The sequence below is a fragment of the Streptococcus sp. CP1998 genome, assembly GCF_041026655.1.
GTDB lineage: Bacteria > Bacillota > Bacilli > Lactobacillales > Streptococcaceae > Streptococcus > Streptococcus dentalis.
Window position 1 is genome coordinate 301,904 of the sequence record NZ_CP163380.1, and the last position, 21,001, is coordinate 322,904.

The following is a 21,001-nucleotide window of genomic DNA, read 5'->3' on the forward strand; positions in this document are numbered from 1 at the left end:
GAAAGGAAAGTGAAAATGAGTGAAGCAAGTAATCTCAAAAGCCAGATAGCACAGGTTGATCAAAAGGTTCAAGCTTTGAGAAGTGCACTAACTAAAGTTCAAGGTGTGGATCTTAACGTAGATGATGTAATGGAAGGCTATGAAAAGTTGCATGTGTTTGGAACAAAATATGACGAACAAAGACTTCAGGAAAGTAAGGTTATCGTTGACGGAAGAGAGGATCTTGATAAAACATATAAACAAGCTACAATTGATGCTATCAATGCAGAGATTATAAGATTGGACGCAGTGAGGAGATCATTAGATACACAACTTACAGATGCAATTGCTCGAAAAGAATATGAAAAAATGGATAGGAAGAAAAGTAGGAGGTAATTTATGACCGTTACAGTTATTTCAAAAAGTGGATTACTTGATCACGGTAATAAAACAAAAGAAGCTGCAGTAGAGTACCGAAGTCAGATATCATCTGTTCAGAGGAAAATTGAAGCAAAAGTGACGGGACAAGAGGCAAATGCCATTAAAGCCTTTATAGCAAAGTTGAATTCTTTATCACAAACATTACATGATTCATATCCATTAACATTAGAATTATATAGTGAGGCAGTCCTTAAATATGAAACAGGATTGACGGCGGCTGGTTTTTCTTCTGAAGTGGTAAAGACAAAAGCAGCAGATATCCAAAGTATTAAGACATGGTTAGGGGAAACAAAAAGTAAAGAGTTTTTGGAAAAAAGTGAAGATCTTGATGCTGCAATTCAAGTAGCAAGTAAAGCACTAGCCCTAGAACCAGGAGCAGTTGAATTTACAAGAGATGCGGGAGCACGTGCACACTCCATAGCAATGAATTTAGCAAAACATGGAGATGAACGTCAAACAACTCATGATGAATTAGAGAATAATTTAAAGCAATTTATTAGTAGTTTAACTGTGGTAAGTGAACGTTTGGTTGGTGTGAAAGCAACATTAGATAACGCAAGATTTATCAGTAGTTTTAGTTTAAATACAGCAATGGATTTAATCTCCAAAGGTTATTTGAACGAACAAAATATGGATTTTCTGGATTCCATTCAAAATGAGGGGGATGCTAAAGTTCTTAAGGTTATTTTAGGAGAACATGGATATAGCGCTCCAACAGGATTTTTTACAGCATTGGGGAGTGTAGATACGACAAAAGTTAGCCATGCGATGATGGATATTGTTTATAACCGAGTTAATAAAGAATTTTCAAATGTGGAAAAAGATAAGAGTCCTGCAATGGAAAATCTTCGTACTTATATTCAAGCAATTTCTAATCAAGACCAAGAAAAAGCAAAAGCCTATTTTGAGAATTTAGTCTTGGCTGGAGATAGGTATGCTCAAACAATAACTGAATTGGCAAAGGCTCTAGTTCCTGATTTTCCTAAAACAAATGATAGTGAAAGTAAATTTAAGAATTATGAAGCGGAGAAACTTAAAATCCAACCTCAACTTGAAGGATTTAATGAACACATAAAACGTGCTGGAGTTTTAACAAGTTTATTTGAATCACTGTACGCAGTTGGCATTGGAAAGTCAAAGAAGGTTTATCCTTATATGGGCCATATGTCACTTGATACATCTATTGTTTTAAGTGGATTAACATTTAATGGGAAAAACGGTTTTGAATTTAATGTATCAGCACCTGATTCTGTGGGGATTCGTAGAGATAAAAGTTATTCAACAGAATTTTTCAATACAGGGGATGGAGTTCAAGATGCTGAAGCGATATCTGAAATTCGTGAGTTAAGAGAAAAACGGGATAAAGAGGCGGCTTTATTTGCAGTTGATTTAGCAAAAATGGCTTTAGGTTCTTTTATTCCTGGTTCGGATAAAATACTGGATTTAATTTCTTCCGGCGTTAAAATTGATAATAATCTAAGTTCAAGTCTAAATTTTGGCGATAAAGCAGGAGCTGTAACTTTTTCAGATCTTTACAAGAAAAAAGTTGGAGAAAAAATATCAGATTCTTCAACGCTTTCAGATCATTTAGAAAAATATTATGAGTATGATCAAAGAATAACAAAACGTGAGCAATATTTAGCTGGCAGTATCTTTGGTACAGGGGGACGTCGGCTATCAGGTGATTCTAAAGATGAATTTGTAAAATATGATCTAACTTATGACTTGCAAGCAAATATGAAGATTTACGATTTAGAAAAGAATGGATTAAAAACATTTGTATACCACAATACAGATGGTGAACTTTCATCTAAAATAAATTCGGTAAAAAACTATGATAAAATAATGAAAAATATTGCTTCTGAGAATAAAATTGATAATTCAGATGATAAAAAACATTATAGAATATTAACTAAAAATACTTATAATTTGTTTATCAATGGAGATGATACACGAGTATCTGAAATTCCTTCTTCAAATATTTATCAAGGATTAAGGAAGTTAGATAAAGAGTTTGAAAATAGAGATAAATCTAAAATATTTCAGAGCCAAAAATACCACAAGTGGGATCCGTCTGGTTTAAGCTCGAGTGATTCTGATTTTGGAACCGAATAGGAGAAAATAATAATGAAAAACAAAAAGGCCAGCATAATAATAGCTATCATAATGCTTATTGTTGGTGGTATAATTTTTATGAGACTTAAAAAATCATCTGAGAAGATATATATAGATGATATGCCGTCTAAAATTAGAAAAATACAATTATTTGATAACGATAAATTTGTTTTTGTTGCCGTAAATAATTATTTGGATGGTGTTGTTTTATATGGAGAAAATTATGTTACAACTGTTTCTTCGCATACACTTTATACAGGCAATTTGGAGAAGATTCCTCCGATTGGAAATGAAGAATATTATCAAATTATTAGTTATGATATACAAAGTGATAAAGAAAAAATTATTAAATTTGACTTATATAAATTACTTGGGAAAAATAATTTGTACCGTGCACCAAATAATGCTCCTCAAACCTATTTACAAAACGGAGACGATTATCTTACACTTAATTTGGAAAAATTAAGTGATCACGACTTGATGGGTGATAATATTAGACCTATCCTGTTTTTAGCTAATGGGGGAGGATATAATGACATTTCTGAAAAAGAGATGCAGAAGATCAACCAAAAGCAACAACAATATTTTAAAAACAAATATGATTGGTATAGGGGTGGGATCTCTGAACAGATCGACGCGAATCTAGCAAAGTATAATCTTTCAAGAAACGAAAATTCACTTTATCCAATGAATTATAAACCGTCTCAAATAAATGTCTCTGGTTCTAACTTTTCTAAATTATATCCAGAATTAGAAAAAAATATAAAATATCTAAATGCATTATATTTCCGTCCGAAACAATACAATGAGCGCGAATGGTTTGATAAAATCATTCATTGGTTTGCGCCAGCAGGTCAAGAAGTCATGGAACTGTATGCTACAGACGAAACAACTGGAGAGAAAACACAAATTCACTCTTATGATGAGTTTGTAGCCTGGATAAAGGCCCATCCAAAACAGGAGGAGGAAAATGAGTAAAAAGAATATTAAACCTGAAAATATAAAAGGTGTTAAGGCTAAATTTGATGCTGCATTTATCAATTTTGGATCTGGGATTGGACTGATTGTTGAAGATGATTCTAAAGCGAAATTAGAAGAATGTTTCAATGGATTTAAAGAAACTGCTGGCACTATTCAAGAGACAATTGTAAGTTTTAACGACTATTTAGATCAAGTAGCTACAGCATTTGAAGATACAGATTCATTCTTAGCATCAAGAATTGAAGGAAAAGGTGATGTAAAAGACTATAGAGAAGGACAAAATTTTAGGTCAAAAATGAGTGACGAAGTTCGTAAGAATATTTTCTATGGTCAGATTTAATTTTACTGCATCCTATACTCAAAGAATAGCTAGCCAAATTAAACTCTTAAATGAGCTGACTGAAAAAGAAGGGAAGTAAAAAGAAATAAGCTCTTTCTCAACTGTGTTGGTTGATAAAAGTTACAATTTGGAGAGGACCAAAATAGGTTCTCTTTTTTAATATTCTAAGCAATAAAACTTATCCCCTACTTACAAGTTTCCCCTTAAAATAAAGTGTATTTTAAGAGAAAACATTATAAATGAGAAGGAAGGTCTGTGATAAATTTCAAAGTACTGTATACTGACCTTAGTTTATCCAAATTGCCTTTTGACCATGTTATGAAACGAAGTCTCCTCCGGTTTTTTATAATTAGTGATTAACTTGATCTTTAAAGTAAATTCCGATATGATAGTAGTATTTAATGGAGTTTTTATCACTTCCAGATGACTATGACAAGGAGAGTACCTCGCGTGGCCTTGCCTCACTAAACTGTCTCCCGCAAGCGCAAAAGCAAGAAGCTGTCGCCATCGATCTGTCAAAAGATGGGAATATCCTCCTTTACGGAAGTCCAGGTACAGGAAAGACCACTTTCCTCCAGACAGCCGCAATGGATCTGGCTCGCAAGTAGAGTCCAGAAAATCTGACCATATACCTGCTGGATTTCGGAACAAACTCAATTGCCACATGTGGCAGATAGCCTCTTGCTGGATCAGACGGAGAAAATCCAGAAATTCATCCGGATCATCAACCGCTAGTTAGATCGCAGGAAGAAGCTCCTCTCCGAGCATGGTGTCGGCACCATCGCCCTCTACCGTGAAGTGACCGGCAAGCAAGAGCCAACCATGGTCATCCTCATGGATAGCTATGAGTCTATGAAGGACGAGCCTTATGAGACAGACCTCTTCAAGCTCTTCATCAGGAATGGTTTTGGAATCTTTTATATAATAACAGAAAAATGGATGATATTTTTTTCGCTGTTATAAGCTCCCCTGAAGCTGCAAAAAAAGCTCCAGCAAAAATTGCTGAAAATTGTATAATAGCGATTGGTTCTTCGATGCATTAGGGAAAGTAATGGCTTCAGTCTAAAGTTTTTAGATGCTATGGTTGCTGCAGAAGATGAAACTTTTTGGTCAAAATTGATTAAAAGTCCTTTAGCTAAGAAATTATTTGCAAATGTTCCTAAGTTGGAATGGTTTGGAGAAAGGAGTTAGAAAATGAAGCTATTTAATTATTCATTTGAACAAAGTCAGTCCTTTGTAAATGAAGATATTGTAAACAAATTAAATCAAAAAGGGAATTGGAAACGTTACATAGGCTTATTGATCACCTCAGTTGTTCTTTACTTTTTTTTGGTTGCTATTCCGATGTTTATAAGTAGGCATACAGTGGATCAAGCTCCTAATTATAGATGGCTACAGTGGCCTGCAATCTTTTTGTTCCTAATCATGTATTTGGTATATCTTTTCTTTTCAATCAAGTATAGAAATAGCCCCATGAAATTAAAATTTTGTACTTATTTTTATATGGTGATTTTGCTTTCAATGTTTACAGTGTGTTCTGGAATTATGATGATGACACGTCGTAATATGGCTAGTATAGTAGCGGGTGTCACGTTTGGTCTTGCAATTTTTTACTTGATTCGAACGGTACCTCGTAAGATGAAAGAAGCTGTTTGTAATCGGACTGAATTTAGTCCGATGTCATCTATACTGACAGATAGAATTTCAGATGGTTTGATCTTTTTAGGTGGAACAGGGATTACAGCTGGTCTAGTTCTATTTGATCGCTCAACTGGAAGTAATACGAGAGGTGGTATTGATGCAGTTTTGATGCCTTTAATGCCTGCAATATTTGTGTTTGCCACTTATGTATTTTCGATTGATTTGTTAAGGGGATATTATCTCTTCAAATACTCAGAGGAGTATCGAGAGCAATTTGGTTATTCGTCCAAGACTTGGTATGGTGAAAAGTCAAAGGAATATAGACAATCACTGAATAAGGAAACAATTTAATCGTTCAGATACATACATAGAGCCAACGATATGAATTGAGATATCAATTTAGCTATAATAGAGAAAAAGTTGAACGTTACTTTTTAGATAATGATAGAATGCCATTCAGGATAGATAAGAAATAATGTTTGAAAAAATTATTTAATATCCTAAGATATACGTTTTGGTAACGATTCTTAATAGCCAACGATTAATGGTTGATTTTGTAATGTACTTGATTATTTTCTTTAAGGTTGTTTGAATAATTCTATTTATCTGGTAACTAATTAATAAAAACAATGGCTCTTTGTCAACTGTATTGGGTTGATGAAAAGTTATAACTTAGAGAGAATCGCCTGGTTCTCTCTTTTTCATTTTCTCAACTCTCTCCACCCAGCGTCTAATTTGCTATTCATAGTAAATTCCGGTATGATAGTAAGGAATAAATTTTGAAACTACTCGATTATAAAAGGAGGGAACAATACATGAAAAAAAGCATGGTATTGCTGGTGAGTGTGCTTGTTTTAACAGCCTGTGCTCAGCCTAAAAAAGAAGCCAAGGAATCAACAGAAAACAAAACGGAGCAAAGTACAAAAGCTTCCTCATCTGCTAAAGAGGAGAAGGGCTTGAAATTTGTAGTCGCACCTCAGAATGAAGGAAAGACATCGGACTTGATTGAACTGGGTAAGAAGTTAGTTACGGAACATCCGGAAATCGGCGCTCAAGGAGAGATTACTGTGTATTTTACAGGTGGTACCTATACTTTTAAACAACAGGAATATGCAGTTTTTATGTTGGTCAACAAAACTACAACGAATCTTGATCGTGATGCCACCTTTAAAATTAGTTGGAGTTATGATGGCCACTCTATTTATCAAGATCAAGTGGTCCAGTATAGTCTATCTAATAACCCTAAGTTACCGACACAATCAGCGACACTTTTACTGCTCCCTTTGACGAGTGAACAGAGCTCGATCGTAGAAACAATGGCTGATGAAACGAAGATGAGTCTAAGTATCACAGATGTTTTAATGAATTAGGTGTAGCCGATATCTAAAGAAACGTATTTACAAGTAAAATAAGAGTTTTAAATGCGTTTTATTTTTAATGTGGGGATTAAGGTGATCGGTCTTGTGTTATTGATCATTATGCGCCTCAAACAATCGCGTTATATTCCCTACTTGATCGTGGTCATCGGGCCTTTCTTTGCCATATTCCGTCCAACCCTCCAAGCGTAAAAAGAACAAGAGGAGAAAGTGGAAATCCGGCAGAAGTTGCAGTCTGTCATGGAGGATATCCAAAAGCAAGAACAAAGCTTGAGAGAAACCGTCTAGTTACAGATGAAGGATCTACTTTGGACACCGCGTTCAAGCTCAGTGACGGATACGACGGGACAATGATCAGGATTGCCTGCTGTTGGCCAATCATCGAGAAATCACCTCTAGTCCGGTGATTTTTTTGTCTTCACTTCTCTCTCGAATTAATCCTTAAATTGTGATAAAATAAAAGTTACGAATGTTTTTGACTGGTCTGTTTTTGCTTAGAAGCGGGCCACTCAAAAGCGAGCAAAAGAATCAAGATCAAGGGAGAAACAATGTCCAACACCTTTGAAATTTTAATGGATCAGCTGGATATGCCGCTGGAAATGCGATCTTCCAGTGCCTTTTTGCATGCGGAGATTCAAGAAGTCGTGGTGCACAAGGTCAGTCGGGTCTGGGAGTTCCGCTTTGATTTTGCGGAAATCTTGCCCATTACTTTGTTTAAGGAATTGCGCCAGCGCTTGAAGGACGAATTTTCAAAGACAGGAAACCAGGCGACCTTTACCATCCAAGTGGCCAATCAGGATTTTTCTGCTGATTTATTGCGGGCCTACTACCGGGAGGTCTTTGAGGAAGGACCTTGTGCTAGTCAAGGCTTTAAGGGACTTTACCAAGACTTGCAGGTGCGAGCAGAAGGACAGGAATTGATCATCTCTGGTCCTTCTTCGGTTGATACGGAGCATTTTCGTAAGAACCATTTGCCCAACCTTGCTAAGCAGTTGGAAGCCTTTGGTTTTCCGCACTTCACCTGTCGGGTGGAGTCTGATGAGGAATTGACAGAGCAAGAAGTGGCGCGCTTTGAGGAGGAAAATGAAAAGATTTTCCAAGCAGCCAATGAAGAGACCTTGCGGGCTATGGAATCCTTGGCTCAGATGGCTCCGCCACCAGCAGATGAAGAAAAACCTGCCTTTGATTTCAAGGCTAAGAAGGCTGTGGCTAAGCCCAAGCTAGACAAGGCCGAGATCACTCCGATGATCGAGATTACGACAGAAGAGAATCGGATTGTCTTTGAGGGTGTGGTCTTTGACGTGGAGCACAAGGTGACACGGACCGGTCGCGTCTTGATCAGCTTTAAGATGACTGACTATACCTCGAGTTTTTCCCTTCAGAAATGGGTTAAAAATGAGGAAGAAGCTCAGAAGTTTGACATGATCAAGAAAAACAGCTGGCTCCTGGTGCGGGGAAATATCGAAATGAACAATTTCACGCGCGACTTAACCATGAATGTCCAAGACATCCAGGAAGTCGTGCACTACGCCCGCAAGGACCTGATGCCAGAAGGTGAGCGCCGGGTGGAGTTCCACGCGCATACCAATATGTCGACTATGGATGCTCTGCCGGAAGTCGAAGAGCTGATCGCTAAGGCAGCTGAGTGGGGGCATAAGGCTGTGGCCATCACCGACCATGGCAATGTGCAGAGCTTCCCGCATGGCTTTAAAGCAGCCAAGAAGGCTGGAATTCAGCTGATCTATGGGATGGAAGCCAATATCGTAGAGGACAAGGTGCCCATCACCTATAACGAGGTGGATCTGGACCTCAATGAAGCGACTTATGTGGTCTTTGACGTGGAAACAACGGGACTTTCAGCCATCTACAATGACTTGATTCAGGTCGCTGCTTCTAAGATGTACAAGGGCAATGTCATTGAGGAGTTTGATGAGTTTATCAATCCGGGCCATCCTCTGTCCTCCTTTACGACCCAATTGACAGGGATCACCAATGAGCATGTCCGGGGGGCTAAGCCTTTGGTACAGGTCTTGAAGGAGTTTCAGGCCTTCTGTGAGGGGACCGTTCTTGTCGCCCACAACGCTACCTTTGACGTGGGCTTCATGAATGCTAACTATGAGCGCCATGGCCTTCCCAAGATCACCCAGCCAGTCATCGATACCCTGGAATTTGCCCGCAACCTCTATCCAGATTTTAAACGGCATGGCTTGGGGCCATTGACCAAGCGCTTTGGGGTAGGCTTGGAGCATCACCACATGGCCAACTACGATGCGGAAGCGACGGGGCGCCTGCTCTTTATCTTCATCAAAGATGTCGCTGAAAAGCATGGGGTGACCAATCTCAAGGACCTGAATATCGATTTGATCGATGAGAATTCTTATAAGAAGGCGCGGGTCAAGCATGCGACCCTCTATGTCAAGAATCAGACCGGCCTTAAGAATATGTTTAAACTAGTCTCACTTTCTGGGACCAAGTATTTCGAAGGAGTTCCACGGATTCCTAAGACCGTGCTGGACGCCCACCGCGAGGGCTTGATCCTCGGATCGGCCTGCTCAGAAGGGGAAGTTTTTGATGCGGTCATGTCGCAAGGTGTGGATGCGGCGGTCGAAGTGGCCAAGTACTACGACTTTATCGAGGTTATGCCACCGGCTATCTACGCACCTCTCATTGCCAAGGAGCAGGTCAAGAACATGGAGGAGCTACAGACTATTATCAAGAGCTTGATTGAAGTGGGAGATCGCCTCGGCAAGCCTGTTCTTGCGACAGGTAATGTCCACTATCTGGAGCCGGAAGATGAGATCTATCGGGAGATCATTGTCCGTAGTCTCGGTCAAGGGGCCATGATCAACCGGACCATCGGGCACGGAGAAGATGCCCAGCCAGCGCCACTGCCAAAAGCGCATTTTAGAACCACCAATGAGATGCTGGATGAATTTGCCTTTTTGGGAGAAGACTTGGCACGCAAGATTGTTATTGAAAACACCAATGCGCTCGCAGAGACCTTTGAGCCGGTCGAAGTGGTCAAGGGCGACCTCTATACGCCATTTATCGACAAGGCCGAAGAAACGGTTGCGGAATTGACCTATAAGCGAGCCTTTGAAATCTATGGTAATCCGCTCCCTGATATTGTCGATCTGCGAATTGAGAAAGAATTGACTTCCATCTTGGGGAATGGCTTTGCCGTGATTTATCTAGCTTCACAGATGCTGGTGCACCGTTCCAATGAGCGGGGCTACCTGGTTGGATCGCGTGGATCTGTTGGATCCAGCTTTGTCGCGACCATGATCGGGATCACCGAGGTCAATCCACTTTCGCCTCACTATGTCTGCAGCCAGTGCCAGTACAGTGAGTTCATCACAGACGGTTCTTATGGATCTGGTTTTGATATGCCGGACAAGGATTGTCCAAATTGTGGCCACAAGCTCAGCAAAAACGGCCAAGACATTCCCTTTGAGACCTTCCTTGGTTTTGATGGGGACAAGGTACCCGATATCGATTTGAACTTCTCAGGGGAAGACCAGCCGAGTGCCCACTTGGATGTCCGTGATATCTTTGGGGAAGAATACGCCTTCCGGGCAGGAACAGTAGGTACAGTTGCGGCCAAGACTGCCTATGGGTTTGTGAAAGGCTATGAGCGAGACTACGGCAAGTATTACCGGGATGCAGAGGTGGAGCGCTTGGCTCTTGGTGCAGCCGGGGTCAAACGGACGACCGGTCAACACCCGGGAGGAATCGTTGTTATTCCAAACTATATGGATGTCTATGATTTTACTCCGGTCCAGTATCCGGCAGATGATGTGACAGCTGAATGGCAGACCACTCACTTTAACTTCCACGATATCGATGAGAACGTCCTCAAGCTCGATGTCCTTGGTCATGATGATCCGACCATGATTCGCAAGCTCCAAGATTTGTCAGGTATTGATCCGAACGATATCCCTATGGATGATCCAGGGGTCATGGCCCTCTTTTCTGGGACAGAAGTGCTAGGGGTGACAGCCGAGCAGATCGGAACGCCGACAGGAATGTTGGGGATTCCAGAGTTTGGGACCAACTTTGTTCGGGGCATGGTCGAAGAGACTCATCCGACGACCTTCGCAGAGTTACTTCAGCTCTCTGGTCTGTCTCACGGTACCGACGTGTGGTTGGGAAATGCCCAAGACTTGATCAAGGCGGGCATTGCCGATCTATCGACCGTTATCGGGTGTCGGGACGACATCATGGTTTACCTCATGCACGCGGGTCTCAAGCCTAAGATGGCCTTTACCATTATGGAGCGCGTGCGGAAAGGCATGTGGCTCAAGATCTCAGAAGAAGAGCGCAATGGCTACATCCAAGCCATGAAGGAAAACAATGTCCCTGAATGGTACATCGAGTCCTGTGGGAAGATCAAGTACATGTTCCCTAAAGCCCATGCGGCGGCCTATGTTATGATGGCCCTTCGTGTGGCCTACTTTAAGGTGCATCATCCTCTCTATTACTACTGTGCTTACTTCTCGATTCGGGCCAAGGCTTTTGACATCAAAACCATGGGGGCAGGCCTTGAAGCCGTGAAAGCGCGGATGAAAGAAATCGCTGAGAAACGCAAGAACAACGAAGCTTCTAACGTAGAGATTGATCTCTACACCACCCTTGAGATTGTTAATGAAATGTGGGAGCGGGGCTTCAAGTTTGGCAAGCTAGACCTCTATCGCAGTCAGGCGACAGAATTCTTGATCGATGGGGACACCTTGATTCCACCATTTGTCGCTATGGATGGTCTGGGAGAGAACGTTGCCAAGCAAATCGTGCGGGCGCGTGAAGAAGGAGAATTCCTCTCTAAGACCGAGCTCCGGAAGCGTGGCGGGGTTTCGTCTACCCTGGTTGAAAAGATGGATGAGATGGGCATTCTTGGCAATATGCCAGAGGATAACCAGTTGAGCCTCTTTGATGATTTGTTCTAGAAACAAAGGAGGAGAACATGAAGTTAGAAATTTTTGCAGAAGACAAACCAGCTGAAAAAGTCTTTGAGTACAAGCTAGAGGTGGCAGACAATGTGCTGCTCCTTTCCACCGCCCTGCTCTCAGGAGCAATTGCTTTAGCCGGCTTATTTTCAGCCTTGAAAGATTAACTGACAGCCTCTATTTTTCTTTTGAAAATAGAGGTTTTTCAGTCCTTTCAGATCTGATAAGTGTTTTCTTTGGCACTGGATTGTGTTACAATTTTTAGTAACGATTGTTTGTGACAAGGAAATAGAATAGATGAAACAAAGGAGAAGAGCGTGGCAAGATATTTAGTAGGGCCTTACAACAATAGTTGGAACTTTATGGATGCGGTTGAAAAAGCGCAGGATGGAGATACCATCGAGTTTGAAAATGGATATGTGTTTCAATGGCCGACAGATGAGGTGATTGTGATCAACAAGAGCCTTCATTTTGTGGGGCATGTAGTTCCAAATCCAAATGGTAATGGGCGCATGTTTAACAACACGATTGAGGCTTCTTTTCGATTTGTAGAGGGAGCACAGGTGACATTTGAAGATCTGTGGTTTAAAGTTAGTGGGAACTATACTGCCTTGACCTTATGGAATGAGTCGGCTATCACCTGTAAACAGGTCTATTTTGAAATCACCACTCCGACAAATAGTGAATTTTTTATCTATATGGATACACATTCGAAAATGACATTGGATGGAGTTGGGATGAAGGTTCCGGAAAAACACCAAAGTGTCATCGGAATGTCAGCATCAGAATTGTCCATTCAAAATTCAACGATTTTTTCTAAGATAGATCTGTCAGAAGGATCTAAATTGACCTTAGAAAATGTCCATATTGAAAAATTTGGGAATAATACGATCCATGCCAAGGACTCAGAAGTGATCGCAAAAAATTCAACGATTACAGGCGGGGATCTGGAAAAGGACTTTCCACCAGTTTGGTTGAGGAATGTCATCTGGGAGTCTGAAAACTGTAAAATTGAGTTGCCTACTGGAACTGGAGTCTGTCTTGACAATAATGTTCAATTCAATTCGGATTCGGATCGTATAACCTCCATCAATTCATTCAATAGTATGATCCGAGCTCACCAGGCTACATTTACAGAATTTTTATGCGTCTATGAAGAGTCCTTTGCTTCCCTGACTGGAGAAACGACCTTCTTGAATGAGAATGCCCAAACCATTTCATTTGGCGTTTTTGATGATGGTGTGCTGATGGCTGAGCATATGATTTGTCATAAGATTGCGGATCCTAATATACGGCTTCAAGGTGGAGCCTTTGTGAAGGTGGGCATCGTGACCTATAGGCAGGGCGATGCGCGTGATCTGACCAAGGAAATCGAGGATGACTGTGACTATCTTGTCGGTAGAGAAGTGGCTAAGGGCAATGCGCAAGTAGTTCCTACGGGACAGACGACGGATGCAACGGTGGCTCCAACCACTGCAAGAGACTCTGGACCAGAGAAGAAACAAGATGCTCTTCAAGAACTCAATAGCCTGATTGGTCTTGAAAAAGTCAAACATGAGATCAAGAAAATGATCAACATGGTGGAATTTAACAAGAAACGAATCGCTAGTGGCAAGGCTCCTGAAAAGCAAACCTTGCATGCTGCCTTTATGGGAAATCCTGGTACAGGGAAAACGACTGTAGCCCGTCTGTTGGGACAAGTGCTCTTTGATGCAGGTGTTCTCTCAGGGGAAGAATTCCGTTTTGTGGAAGCAACGGAGTCCGATCTGATCTCTTCGAATATTGGGGGAACAGCTGAACAGACCCAAGCCCTGCTTGAAAAAGCGCGTGGAGGCATCCTCTTTATCGATGAAGCCTATAGCTTGGATAAAAAGGACAGCGGTGCGGACTTTGGGATCGAGGCGATCAATACCATCCTCAAATTTATGGAGGACAATCGTGACGACATCATGATTATCTTTGCCGGCTATACCAAGGAAATGGAGGAGTTCTTAAAGACCAATCCAGGCCTTCGTTCTCGGGTGCCAAATAATTTCATCTTTGAAGATTTCACAGGAGATGAGATTGTCCAACTGGGTGAAATGATCCTAAGCAAAGGAGACTACAAACTCGAAGACCGGGATTACTATGCGCGGCATGTTAAGAGGGCTTATGATGGTTCGCTAGATAAGAGCAATGGTCGCTGGATCCGGAACCTGGATGAGCAATTGACCAAGACCATGGCGGATCGGGTGGTGGCCCAAGGTTCTGACGATATTGAGACCATCCTCAATAGCGATATCGATGCTGTCCTTAACCAAGGTAAGTATCAAGCAGGAGCCGACAAGGAAGAAGATGGGATGGCTGCCCTCAACCGTTTGGTTGGAATTGCTAAGGTGAAAGAGCAAGTCGAACAATTCGTAGCCATGGCTGAGTTCAATCAAAAACGGGCTGAACAAGGTGGAATCGTCGAAGACACGACCTTGCACTCTCTCTTTCTTGGAAATCCTGGTACAGGAAAGACGACCGTGGCCCGCATTTTGGGCAATATCCTCTTCCAAAAAGGGGTTATCAAGCAGAAGAAATTCATCGAAGTATCGCGGAGTAATCTGGTTGGAGGCTACCAAGGTCAAACAGCCTTGAAGACGCGTGAAGTTTTGGAGAGTGCACTGGGTGGGGTCCTCTTTATTGATGAGGCCTACACGCTCTATACCGGTTTAAATGATGATTTTGGGAAGGAAGCCTTGGATGAAGTCCTCAAATTTATGGAGGACCACCGCCGCGATATCGTTATTATCTTTGCTGGTTACACGAAAGAGATGCACGACTTCTTGCAGGTCAATTCAGGTCTGCAAAGCCGGATCCCAACTACATTTGATTTTGAAGACTACAGCCCAGATGAGATCGTTGAGATTGGTCTGTTAGGATTGCGTAAGCAAGGTTACCAAGTCAATGAAACCCTTTACGGAGAGATTGTGAAAGGAAATTATATGCGTGCCAATGACCATAGTAATGGTCGCTGGGTTCGCAATCTCAATGAAAAACTCTTGCGCCAAGTATCAACTCGGGTAACCCGTGAAGGTAGTACAGACTACAATTCCATTTTGGATCAAGATTTGGAAGCTTTGAGAGAGAATAGCAGTTCTGAACAACCTCATACCGTGGATGATCAAGGCTATGTTCTTCCTTAAGTTGAAGACAAAGTCTTCTTAGAAACTTTCCTTAGGTGAGTACGGACATCAGCGAACTTCTACGAAGTTCCATGACTAAATCAAGATACAAAGGGCGTCTGCGGATAAAGTCAAAATAGGAAGTTTGACGCAGAATCTTTCGATTCTAGGAAAACTTATCTTTTTGACACAATCCGCAGCCCGTGTTCAATTCGTATTGAGCCCCTTTGCTCTTTAATTTCTTGGCTCAGGCTAAAACAGTTTCCCAAACTGTTTTACTCTCAATAATTCCGAGTGCCTGAAACTATTAAGTTTCAGGCACTTTTCTCACAGCAGAAAGTTTCGGTATTTCTTGATTCGTTCTAAAAAGAACTTATTTTTATTTCTTTTCAGAATCACTTAACCTATTTTATATTAAAAAAGGTTGTTTACGTTCAAAAAGAATTCTACATGGACTTATGGTATACTAGGAGAAGATTATTCACTTATGAAGGAGAATGCAATGGTTTTACCAAATTTTAAAGAAAATCTCGAAAAATACGCTAAATTGTTGGTTGCGAACGGTATCAACGTGCAACCTGGCCATACCTTGGTCTTGAACATCGATGTGGAACAAAGAGAATTGGCCCACTTGATCGTGAAGGAAGCCTATGCTTTGGGCGCGCACGAAGTGATTGTCCAATGGGCAGATGATTTCACTACCCGGGAAAAATTCCTCCATGCACCGATGGATCGTTTGGACAATGTGCCAGACTATAAGATCGCGGAGATGAACTACCTCTTAGACCACAAGGCTAGTCGCTTGGGTGTGCGCTCGTCTGATCCAGGTGCCTTAAATGGTGTTGATGCAGAGAAGCTTTCTGCCTCGGCTAAGGCTTTGGGCATGGCCATGAAACCAATGCGTATCGCTACTCAATCCAACAAGGTCAGCTGGACGGTTGTCGCTGAAGCAGGTTTAGAATGGGCGAAAAAAGTCTTTCCAAATGCGGCAAGCGACGAAGAAGCAGTGGACCTCCTTTGGGACCAAATCTTCAAGACTTGCCGTGTCTACGAAGAAGATCCCGTCAAGGCTTGGGAAGAGCATGCAGCTATCTTGAAGAGCAAGGCAGAAATGCTCAACAAAGAGCAATTTTCAGCTCTTCACTACACAGCGCCTGGAACGGACTTGACACTTGGCTTGCCGAAGAACCACGTCTGGGAATCTGCCGGAGCCATCAATGCCCAAGGCGAAAACTTCCTGCCAAACATGCCGACAGAAGAGGTCTTCACAGCTCCTGACTTCCGCCGTGCAGAAGGTTATGTCACCTCTACAAAACCGCTTAGCTACAATGGGAACATCATCGAAGGGATCAAAGTGACCTTTGAAAATGGAGAAATCGTAGACATCACAGCAGCAAAAGGCGATCAAGTCATGAAAGATTTGGTCTTCAAAAACAAGGGAGCGCGTGCCTTGGGTGAATGTGCTCTTGTTCCAGATCCAAGCCCGATTTCCCAATCAGGCATTACCTTCTTTAACACTCTATTTGACGAAAATGCTTCTAACCACTTGGCCATCGGGGCAGCCTATGCAACCAGTGTAGAAGGTGGCGCAGAGTTCACAGAAGAAGAACTCGAAGCAGCCGGCCTCAACCGCTCAGACGTCCACGTCGACTTCATGATCGGCTCAAGCCAAATGGATATCGACGGCATTCGAGAAGACGGCACCCGCGTCCCAGTCTTCCGTAACGGAGATTGGGCAATATAGGGAGCAGGACAGAAATCGGTAGACGCAGTCTCGATTTCGTAGTCCTGCCCCCGCACAGTTGATTAGGAAGTACGAGTACCGCAGGTAGGAGTAGTTCCAATCAACCACTGCGCCGAGAGACAGAAATCGGTAGACGCAGTCTCGATTTCTTCCTCGCTTCTCGATTTTAAGGCTCGGGCAAAAAAGGTCCACAGGACCTTTTTAGTACCCCCGCACAGTTGATTAGGAAGTACGAGTACCGCAGGTAGGAGTAGTTCCAATCAACCACTGCGCTAAGAGACAGAAATCGGTAGACGCAGTCTCGTAAAAAAAGTAAGGTAGTAGTGATGATTCACTACTACCTTACTTTTTTGTCAGTTGCGCTATTCTAATATCAAAAGTCCTTCTTTGATTTCAAATGGATTGTTTGGATTGATGCGGTCATAGAACATGATGCCGTTGGTGTGGTCGATTTCATGTTGAACGACGATGGAGTTGTAGCCTTTGAGTTTGATGCGTTTCTTTTCCCCATCTTTTGTGAAATACTCAACGGTCACGCGGGCGTGGCGAACCACATAGCCTGGGACGTTTCGGTCTACAGAGAGACAGCCTTCCCCGTCGCCAAGAGCTGCATCTTGAACAGAATGGGCGACAACCTTTGGATTGTACATGACTTCTTGAAGGCTATAGGCTTCTTTTGGTGGGTTGCCATCGGCATCTTCTGGATTGGGAACCAAAACAGCGATGATTCGTTTAGAGATATCCAGCTGAGGGGCAGCGAGTCCCACTCCTCCACGGAGGCCAAGCTTTTCAGCCATAACAGGGTCTTGAGAATGGTGCAAGAATTGCATCATTTTTTCACCCAGGATAATTTCCTGATCAGACAAAGGGAAGGTCACATCTTCCGCAACCGCTCGAAGTGTTGGATTTCCTTCGCGGATAATGTCATCCATATCAATCAAATGGGATGCTCTTGTAACTTTTTCAATTGCTTTCATCGTTTTACTCTCACTTTCTTTCTACCCTCCATGATAACACAAAAGAGCCTAAAATTAAAGTTATCTGTCGACGGTTTCCGCATGTTTGATGGACAAATCATTCATCCTTTTTGCATCTAAAATAGTATAGACTCGCCCTTCTCTTTGGACTAAGCCCTCTTCGATCATCTGCTTGATGACACGGCTAAGGTGGCGGTAGCTGATCCCAAAACGCAAGGCTAGCTGATTCATCTTGGGCTTGAGGGTCCCATTTTCATCGCAATGTTCCAGAAAATGCGTAGCGAGGCGTTCCTTGACCGAATAATGAAAGTTAGCAGGAGCTAAATAGTTGATCTGGTGCAATTTCTCAGCCAAGGTCTTGGCCGTAGAGCGCAAAAAGGTTGGATCAAGCAGGAGGCGCTTCTTAAAGTGCTGGGCTGGGAGCTGAACGACTAGCGAGTCTTGGTCTGCAATGACCGATGTGATACAGACCCGATCGAGCAGGAGCTCAATCTCTCCTAAGAGTCCAGGTTTTTCTTGGATTTCAAGGATGGTGTCGCTGCCGTTTTCAAGACTGTGGATGATCTTGAGCCGGCCTTTGAGAAAATAAGGAATGACATCTTGCTCAGAACCTTGGCGGCAGATATAATCTCCAGCCTGATAGAGGACGAGGTCCAGCTGGCTAAGACAGTCGCCTGGAAAGATCTGGTCCAATTGGTAGTCTGTGATGATTTCCTTGAGTCTTGTAGATGGGGAAATTTTTTTCATCTCACTCTCCTAAAATAGGACAAATGTCCTGTTTTTCTATTTCTAAATTGATTATACTAGGATTCTATTGAAAATACTAGTTTGAATCTTTTTTGAAAAAACTAGTGAAATCAAAGTATTACCAGTAAAGTGTAGGAAATAAAAAAATGAAAAAAACAATGAAAAGAATCAGTCTCTTGAGTTTGTCGCTCATGCTGATCTCATCTTTTTCAATTACAGCCGGTTTGCCGGCTATGAAGGCCTATTTTAGCCAATTCGGATATTCAGCAGGCCAGGTGGAACTATTTGTTTCCCTGCCAGCCTTTGCGGTCGTAGCCATGCTCTTTTTAAATAGCCTGATCGAGCGATGGATGAGTGAGCGTCAGATGATTGTTGCAGGGCTCTTGCTCTTTTCAACTAGTGGTCTCGTTCCTTTGGTCGTGCAGCACTATCCTCTTATCTTTTTAAGTCGTTTGCTCTTTGGCTTGGGGACAGGAATGATCAATGCCAAGGCTATTTCAATTATCAGTGAGCGCTACTCAGGCAATGACAAGACCCGGATGCTGGGTTATCGGGGGTCTGCTGAAGTGGTGGGCTCCGCCATCTTGACCTTTATTGTAGGACAACTCTTGCCTCTAGGCTGGCCAGCGATCTTTGCAGTATATGGTGCTGGTTACTTGATTTTACTCCTCTATCTCCTTTTTGTCCCTTATCCTAAGGAGAAAAAACAGGCTAGCTTGAAGGAGAAAAAGAAAGGTTCCGCACGCCTTCACTCCCCTCAATGGCGTTTTAGTCTAATGCTAGCCGTGATTGCTGGTATCATCATTTGTTTCAATTCTATCATTAGCCTGCGCGTGCCGGATATCATCGTTGATGCTCGTATGGGAACAGCGACAACAGCTGGAACCGTCTTGAGTCTGATGCAATTGACAGGGATTGTAGCAGGGGTAGGCTTTGCCAGTTTGACACATGTTTTCAAAAAGAACTTGCTCATGATCATGTGCTTTGGTTTCGGAATAGCTCTGGCCTTGATTGGCTTATCCGGACAACTATGGAGCCTGGTTCTAGGAACCCTTTTAGCAGGATTTACCTACAGTACGGGAGTCACCAGTATCTTCTATCACTTATCTGAAAAAATCCCGACCAATCTCCTAAACCTTGCGACCTCGCTGGTCTTGATTGGCTGCAATCTCGGATCAGCCCTCTCTTCTTTCTTCATCCAGTTGGTGACGCCACTAGCTCCTACCAATCACCTGCTCTTTGTCTGGATTGGTGCTTTGATGGTTGGAACGGGAGTCTTCGCCTCACAATTACTAGCACGAACGAAATGATGGAGAAATCATTTCGTTTTTTTAATTCAATCTATTGCGTCCTGTCACTAGCTCGTGTTATTATAGGAGGAGTGTGAAAAAAAAGATTAGTTTAAAGGATAGAATAATGAAAAAAATCATGGAGAAAGTGAGTATTCTCGCGCTTTCATTTATTTTGACGACCTCGTTTTCGATTTCGAGTGCGCAGTCGGCCATGTTTGCCTATTACAAGGGAATTCCTCACAGCATGATTGAGCTCTTGGTCTCGCTTCCTTCAGCTGGGATCATGGTTTCGCTCATCTTCAATAAATGGATTGGACGTCTATTTTCAGAGCGTCAGATGATTGTGACGGGCTTAGTTGCTTACGCTCTATGTGGCTTTATTCCCTTAATCAGTCCAGCCTATCCGGTTGTCTTTTTGTCTCGGATTATTTTCGGGATGGCGGTTGGTTTGCTCAATGTTTCTGCCATTGCCATTATCAGTGAGCGCTATAAAGGGAAAGAACGCGTCCAAACCCTTGGCATTCGTGGTTCTGCAGAGGTTGTTGGGACAGCTGTTTTGACCTTTGGAGTCAGCCTTTTGATTCGCTTTGGATGGCAGGCGGCCTTTCTCGTATACGGTATCAGTATTCCTATCTTATTTTTGTATCTCTTATTTGTGCCCTATGGATCTACGACGGAAGCAGTGGAGGAAAAACACCGGGATGTCAAGATGACGGGGGGACAATGGCGGACTGCACTCGGCTTAGCAGTCGTTGCGGCAGCTATCGTCTTGTCCAATGTCATGATCACTGTTCGGATTCCAAGTGTGGTAGAGCAAGTGGGGCATGGCACTGCCCAAACTGCGGGGGTTATTTTAGCAGCCATGCAATTTGTTGGGATCTTGGCAGGTTTGGCCTTCTCGCCCTTGACCCATCTATTCCGTGATCGTTTATTATTGGTTTCGGGAGTAGCTTTTGGTGTGACCCAAATGTTGATCGGTGTCTCTCCAAATCTCTTGATTCTTGCCCTTGTAACCATTGCTTCTGGCTTCGCCTACAGTGTAGCCTTGACAACAGTATACAATGTCTTATCTGATAAGATGCCAGCAGGGGTCTTGAGCCAGGCAACGTCCATTGCGGTTTTGGGATGTAGTACAGGTTCGATCGCAACGACCTTTGTCCTTAGTCTATTAGGGACGATCTCATCTGCTCCAGTCTTCATTTTTGGATTTTCTGGTATCCTCATGATCCTGGTTTCCTTTTTTGGCCTTTGGATTGTGAGAAAGAGCGGGAAGTAA

At 42.5% G+C, this 21,001-nt stretch carries 15 protein-coding genes and 1 pseudogene; 14 read left to right on the forward strand and 2 right to left on the reverse strand.

The window, feature by feature from the left end; translation table 11 throughout:
• Window positions 1-15 precede the first annotated feature (15 nt).
• From AB4X21_RS01650 to AB4X21_RS01705, 12 genes and pseudogenes are all read left to right on the forward strand, one after another.
• A complete protein-coding gene (locus AB4X21_RS01650) occupies window positions 16-375 on the forward strand; it encodes a hypothetical protein (RefSeq protein WP_320910949.1) in 360 nt (119 codons plus the stop codon).
• Between the two features lie 3 nt (window positions 376-378).
• A complete protein-coding gene (locus AB4X21_RS01655) occupies window positions 379-2,535 on the forward strand; it encodes a hypothetical protein (RefSeq protein ID WP_155172943.1) in 2,157 nt (718 codons plus the stop codon).
• A gap of 12 nt (window positions 2,536-2,547) precedes the next feature.
• Window positions 2,548-3,513, forward strand: coding sequence for a hypothetical protein (locus AB4X21_RS01660; protein WP_155172945.1), 966 nt, complete (start codon window positions 2,548-2,550; stop codon window positions 3,511-3,513).
• Window positions 3,506-3,856, forward strand: coding sequence for a hypothetical protein (locus AB4X21_RS01665; protein WP_155172947.1), 351 nt, complete (start codon window positions 3,506-3,508; stop codon window positions 3,854-3,856). The genes AB4X21_RS01660 and AB4X21_RS01665 overlap by 8 nt, the downstream gene beginning before the upstream one ends.
• 473 nt (window positions 3,857-4,329) lie before the next feature.
• A pseudogene (locus AB4X21_RS01670) lies at window positions 4,330-4,756 on the forward strand (FtsK/SpoIIIE domain-containing protein); the annotation flags it as partial.
• A 294-nt stretch (window positions 4,757-5,050) separates the two neighbouring features.
• On the forward strand, window positions 5,051-5,848 hold the full coding sequence (locus tag AB4X21_RS01675) for a hypothetical protein (RefSeq protein ID WP_155127292.1): 798 nt from the start codon (window positions 5,051-5,053) through the stop codon (window positions 5,846-5,848).
• Window positions 5,849-6,312: 464 nt separating this feature from the next.
• Window positions 6,313-6,867, forward strand: coding sequence for a hypothetical protein (locus tag AB4X21_RS01680; RefSeq protein WP_155127295.1), 555 nt, complete (start codon window positions 6,313-6,315; stop codon window positions 6,865-6,867).
• A 51-nt stretch (window positions 6,868-6,918) separates the two neighbouring features.
• Window positions 6,919-7,065 (forward strand): hypothetical protein, encoded by a 147-nt coding sequence (locus tag AB4X21_RS01685; protein ID WP_155172952.1) that lies wholly within the window; start codon window positions 6,919-6,921, stop codon window positions 7,063-7,065.
• A gap of 356 nt (window positions 7,066-7,421) precedes the next feature.
• Entirely contained in the window at window positions 7,422-11,816 is a 4,395-nt protein-coding gene (locus AB4X21_RS01690) for a PolC-type DNA polymerase III (protein ID WP_155172954.1), read from the forward strand.
• A gap of 17 nt (window positions 11,817-11,833) precedes the next feature.
• Window positions 11,834-11,983, forward strand: coding sequence for a hypothetical protein (locus tag AB4X21_RS01695; RefSeq protein ID WP_003013786.1), 150 nt, complete (start codon window positions 11,834-11,836; stop codon window positions 11,981-11,983).
• 150 nt (window positions 11,984-12,133) lie between these two features.
• Window positions 12,134-14,986, forward strand: coding sequence for an AAA family ATPase (locus AB4X21_RS01700; RefSeq protein WP_369088076.1), 2,853 nt, complete (start codon window positions 12,134-12,136; stop codon window positions 14,984-14,986).
• A gap of 481 nt (window positions 14,987-15,467) precedes the next feature.
• Window positions 15,468-16,709 (forward strand): aminopeptidase, encoded by a 1,242-nt coding sequence (locus AB4X21_RS01705; protein ID WP_369088077.1) that lies wholly within the window; start codon window positions 15,468-15,470, stop codon window positions 16,707-16,709.
• Between the two features lie 362 nt (window positions 16,710-17,071).
• Here AB4X21_RS01705 and def read toward each other — a convergent pair whose 3' ends face one another.
• Together def and AB4X21_RS01715 are read right to left on the reverse strand one after the other, a co-directional pair.
• Window positions 17,072-17,686, reverse strand: coding sequence for a peptide deformylase (gene def / locus AB4X21_RS01710; protein WP_003004253.1), 615 nt, complete (start codon window positions 17,684-17,686; stop codon window positions 17,072-17,074).
• Window positions 17,687-17,746: 60 nt separating this feature from the next.
• Window positions 17,747-18,433: a cyclic nucleotide-binding domain-containing protein gene (locus AB4X21_RS01715; RefSeq protein ID WP_369088078.1), complete on the reverse strand. Its 687-nt coding sequence runs from the start codon at window positions 18,431-18,433 to the stop codon at window positions 17,747-17,749.
• Between the two features lie 146 nt (window positions 18,434-18,579).
• On the opposite strand from AB4X21_RS01715, the gene AB4X21_RS01720 reads away from it, so the two are divergent.
• Window positions 18,580-19,743, forward strand: a complete 1,164-nt coding sequence (locus AB4X21_RS01720; RefSeq protein WP_369088079.1) for an MFS transporter — start codon at window positions 18,580-18,582, stop codon at window positions 19,741-19,743.
• Between the two features lie 106 nt (window positions 19,744-19,849).
• Window positions 19,850-21,001, forward strand: a complete 1,152-nt coding sequence (locus tag AB4X21_RS01725; protein WP_369088080.1) for an MFS transporter — start codon at window positions 19,850-19,852, stop codon at window positions 20,999-21,001.

Excerpts from the sequence above, each read along its gene's own strand:
- AB4X21_RS01650 (WP_320910949.1), top strand. The coding sequence starts at position 16 with ATGAGTGAAGCAAGTAATCTCAAAAGCCAGATAGCACAGGTTGATCAA.
- AB4X21_RS01655 (WP_155172943.1), top strand. The coding sequence starts at position 379 with ATGACCGTTACAGTTATTTCAAAAAGTGGATTACTTGATCACGGTAAT.
- AB4X21_RS01660 (WP_155172945.1), top strand. The coding sequence starts at position 2,548 with ATGAAAAACAAAAAGGCCAGCATAATAATAGCTATCATAATGCTTATT.
- AB4X21_RS01665 (WP_155172947.1), top strand. The coding sequence starts at position 3,506 with ATGAGTAAAAAGAATATTAAACCTGAAAATATAAAAGGTGTTAAGGCT.
- AB4X21_RS01675 (WP_155127292.1), top strand. The coding sequence starts at position 5,051 with ATGAAGCTATTTAATTATTCATTTGAACAAAGTCAGTCCTTTGTAAAT.
- AB4X21_RS01680 (WP_155127295.1), top strand. The coding sequence starts at position 6,313 with ATGAAAAAAAGCATGGTATTGCTGGTGAGTGTGCTTGTTTTAACAGCC.
- AB4X21_RS01685 (WP_155172952.1), top strand. The coding sequence starts at position 6,919 with ATGCGTTTTATTTTTAATGTGGGGATTAAGGTGATCGGTCTTGTGTTA.
- AB4X21_RS01690 (WP_155172954.1), top strand. The coding sequence starts at position 7,422 with ATGTCCAACACCTTTGAAATTTTAATGGATCAGCTGGATATGCCGCTG.
- AB4X21_RS01695 (WP_003013786.1), top strand. The coding sequence starts at position 11,834 with ATGAAGTTAGAAATTTTTGCAGAAGACAAACCAGCTGAAAAAGTCTTT.
- AB4X21_RS01705 (WP_369088077.1), top strand. The coding sequence starts at position 15,468 with ATGGTTTTACCAAATTTTAAAGAAAATCTCGAAAAATACGCTAAATTG.
- def (WP_003004253.1), bottom strand. The coding sequence starts at position 17,686 with ATGAAAGCAATTGAAAAAGTTACAAGAGCATCCCATTTGATTGATATG.
- AB4X21_RS01715 (WP_369088078.1), bottom strand. The coding sequence starts at position 18,433 with ATGAAAAAAATTTCCCCATCTACAAGACTCAAGGAAATCATCACAGAC.
- AB4X21_RS01720 (WP_369088079.1), top strand. The coding sequence starts at position 18,580 with ATGAAAAAAACAATGAAAAGAATCAGTCTCTTGAGTTTGTCGCTCATG.
- AB4X21_RS01725 (WP_369088080.1), top strand. The coding sequence starts at position 19,850 with ATGAAAAAAATCATGGAGAAAGTGAGTATTCTCGCGCTTTCATTTATT.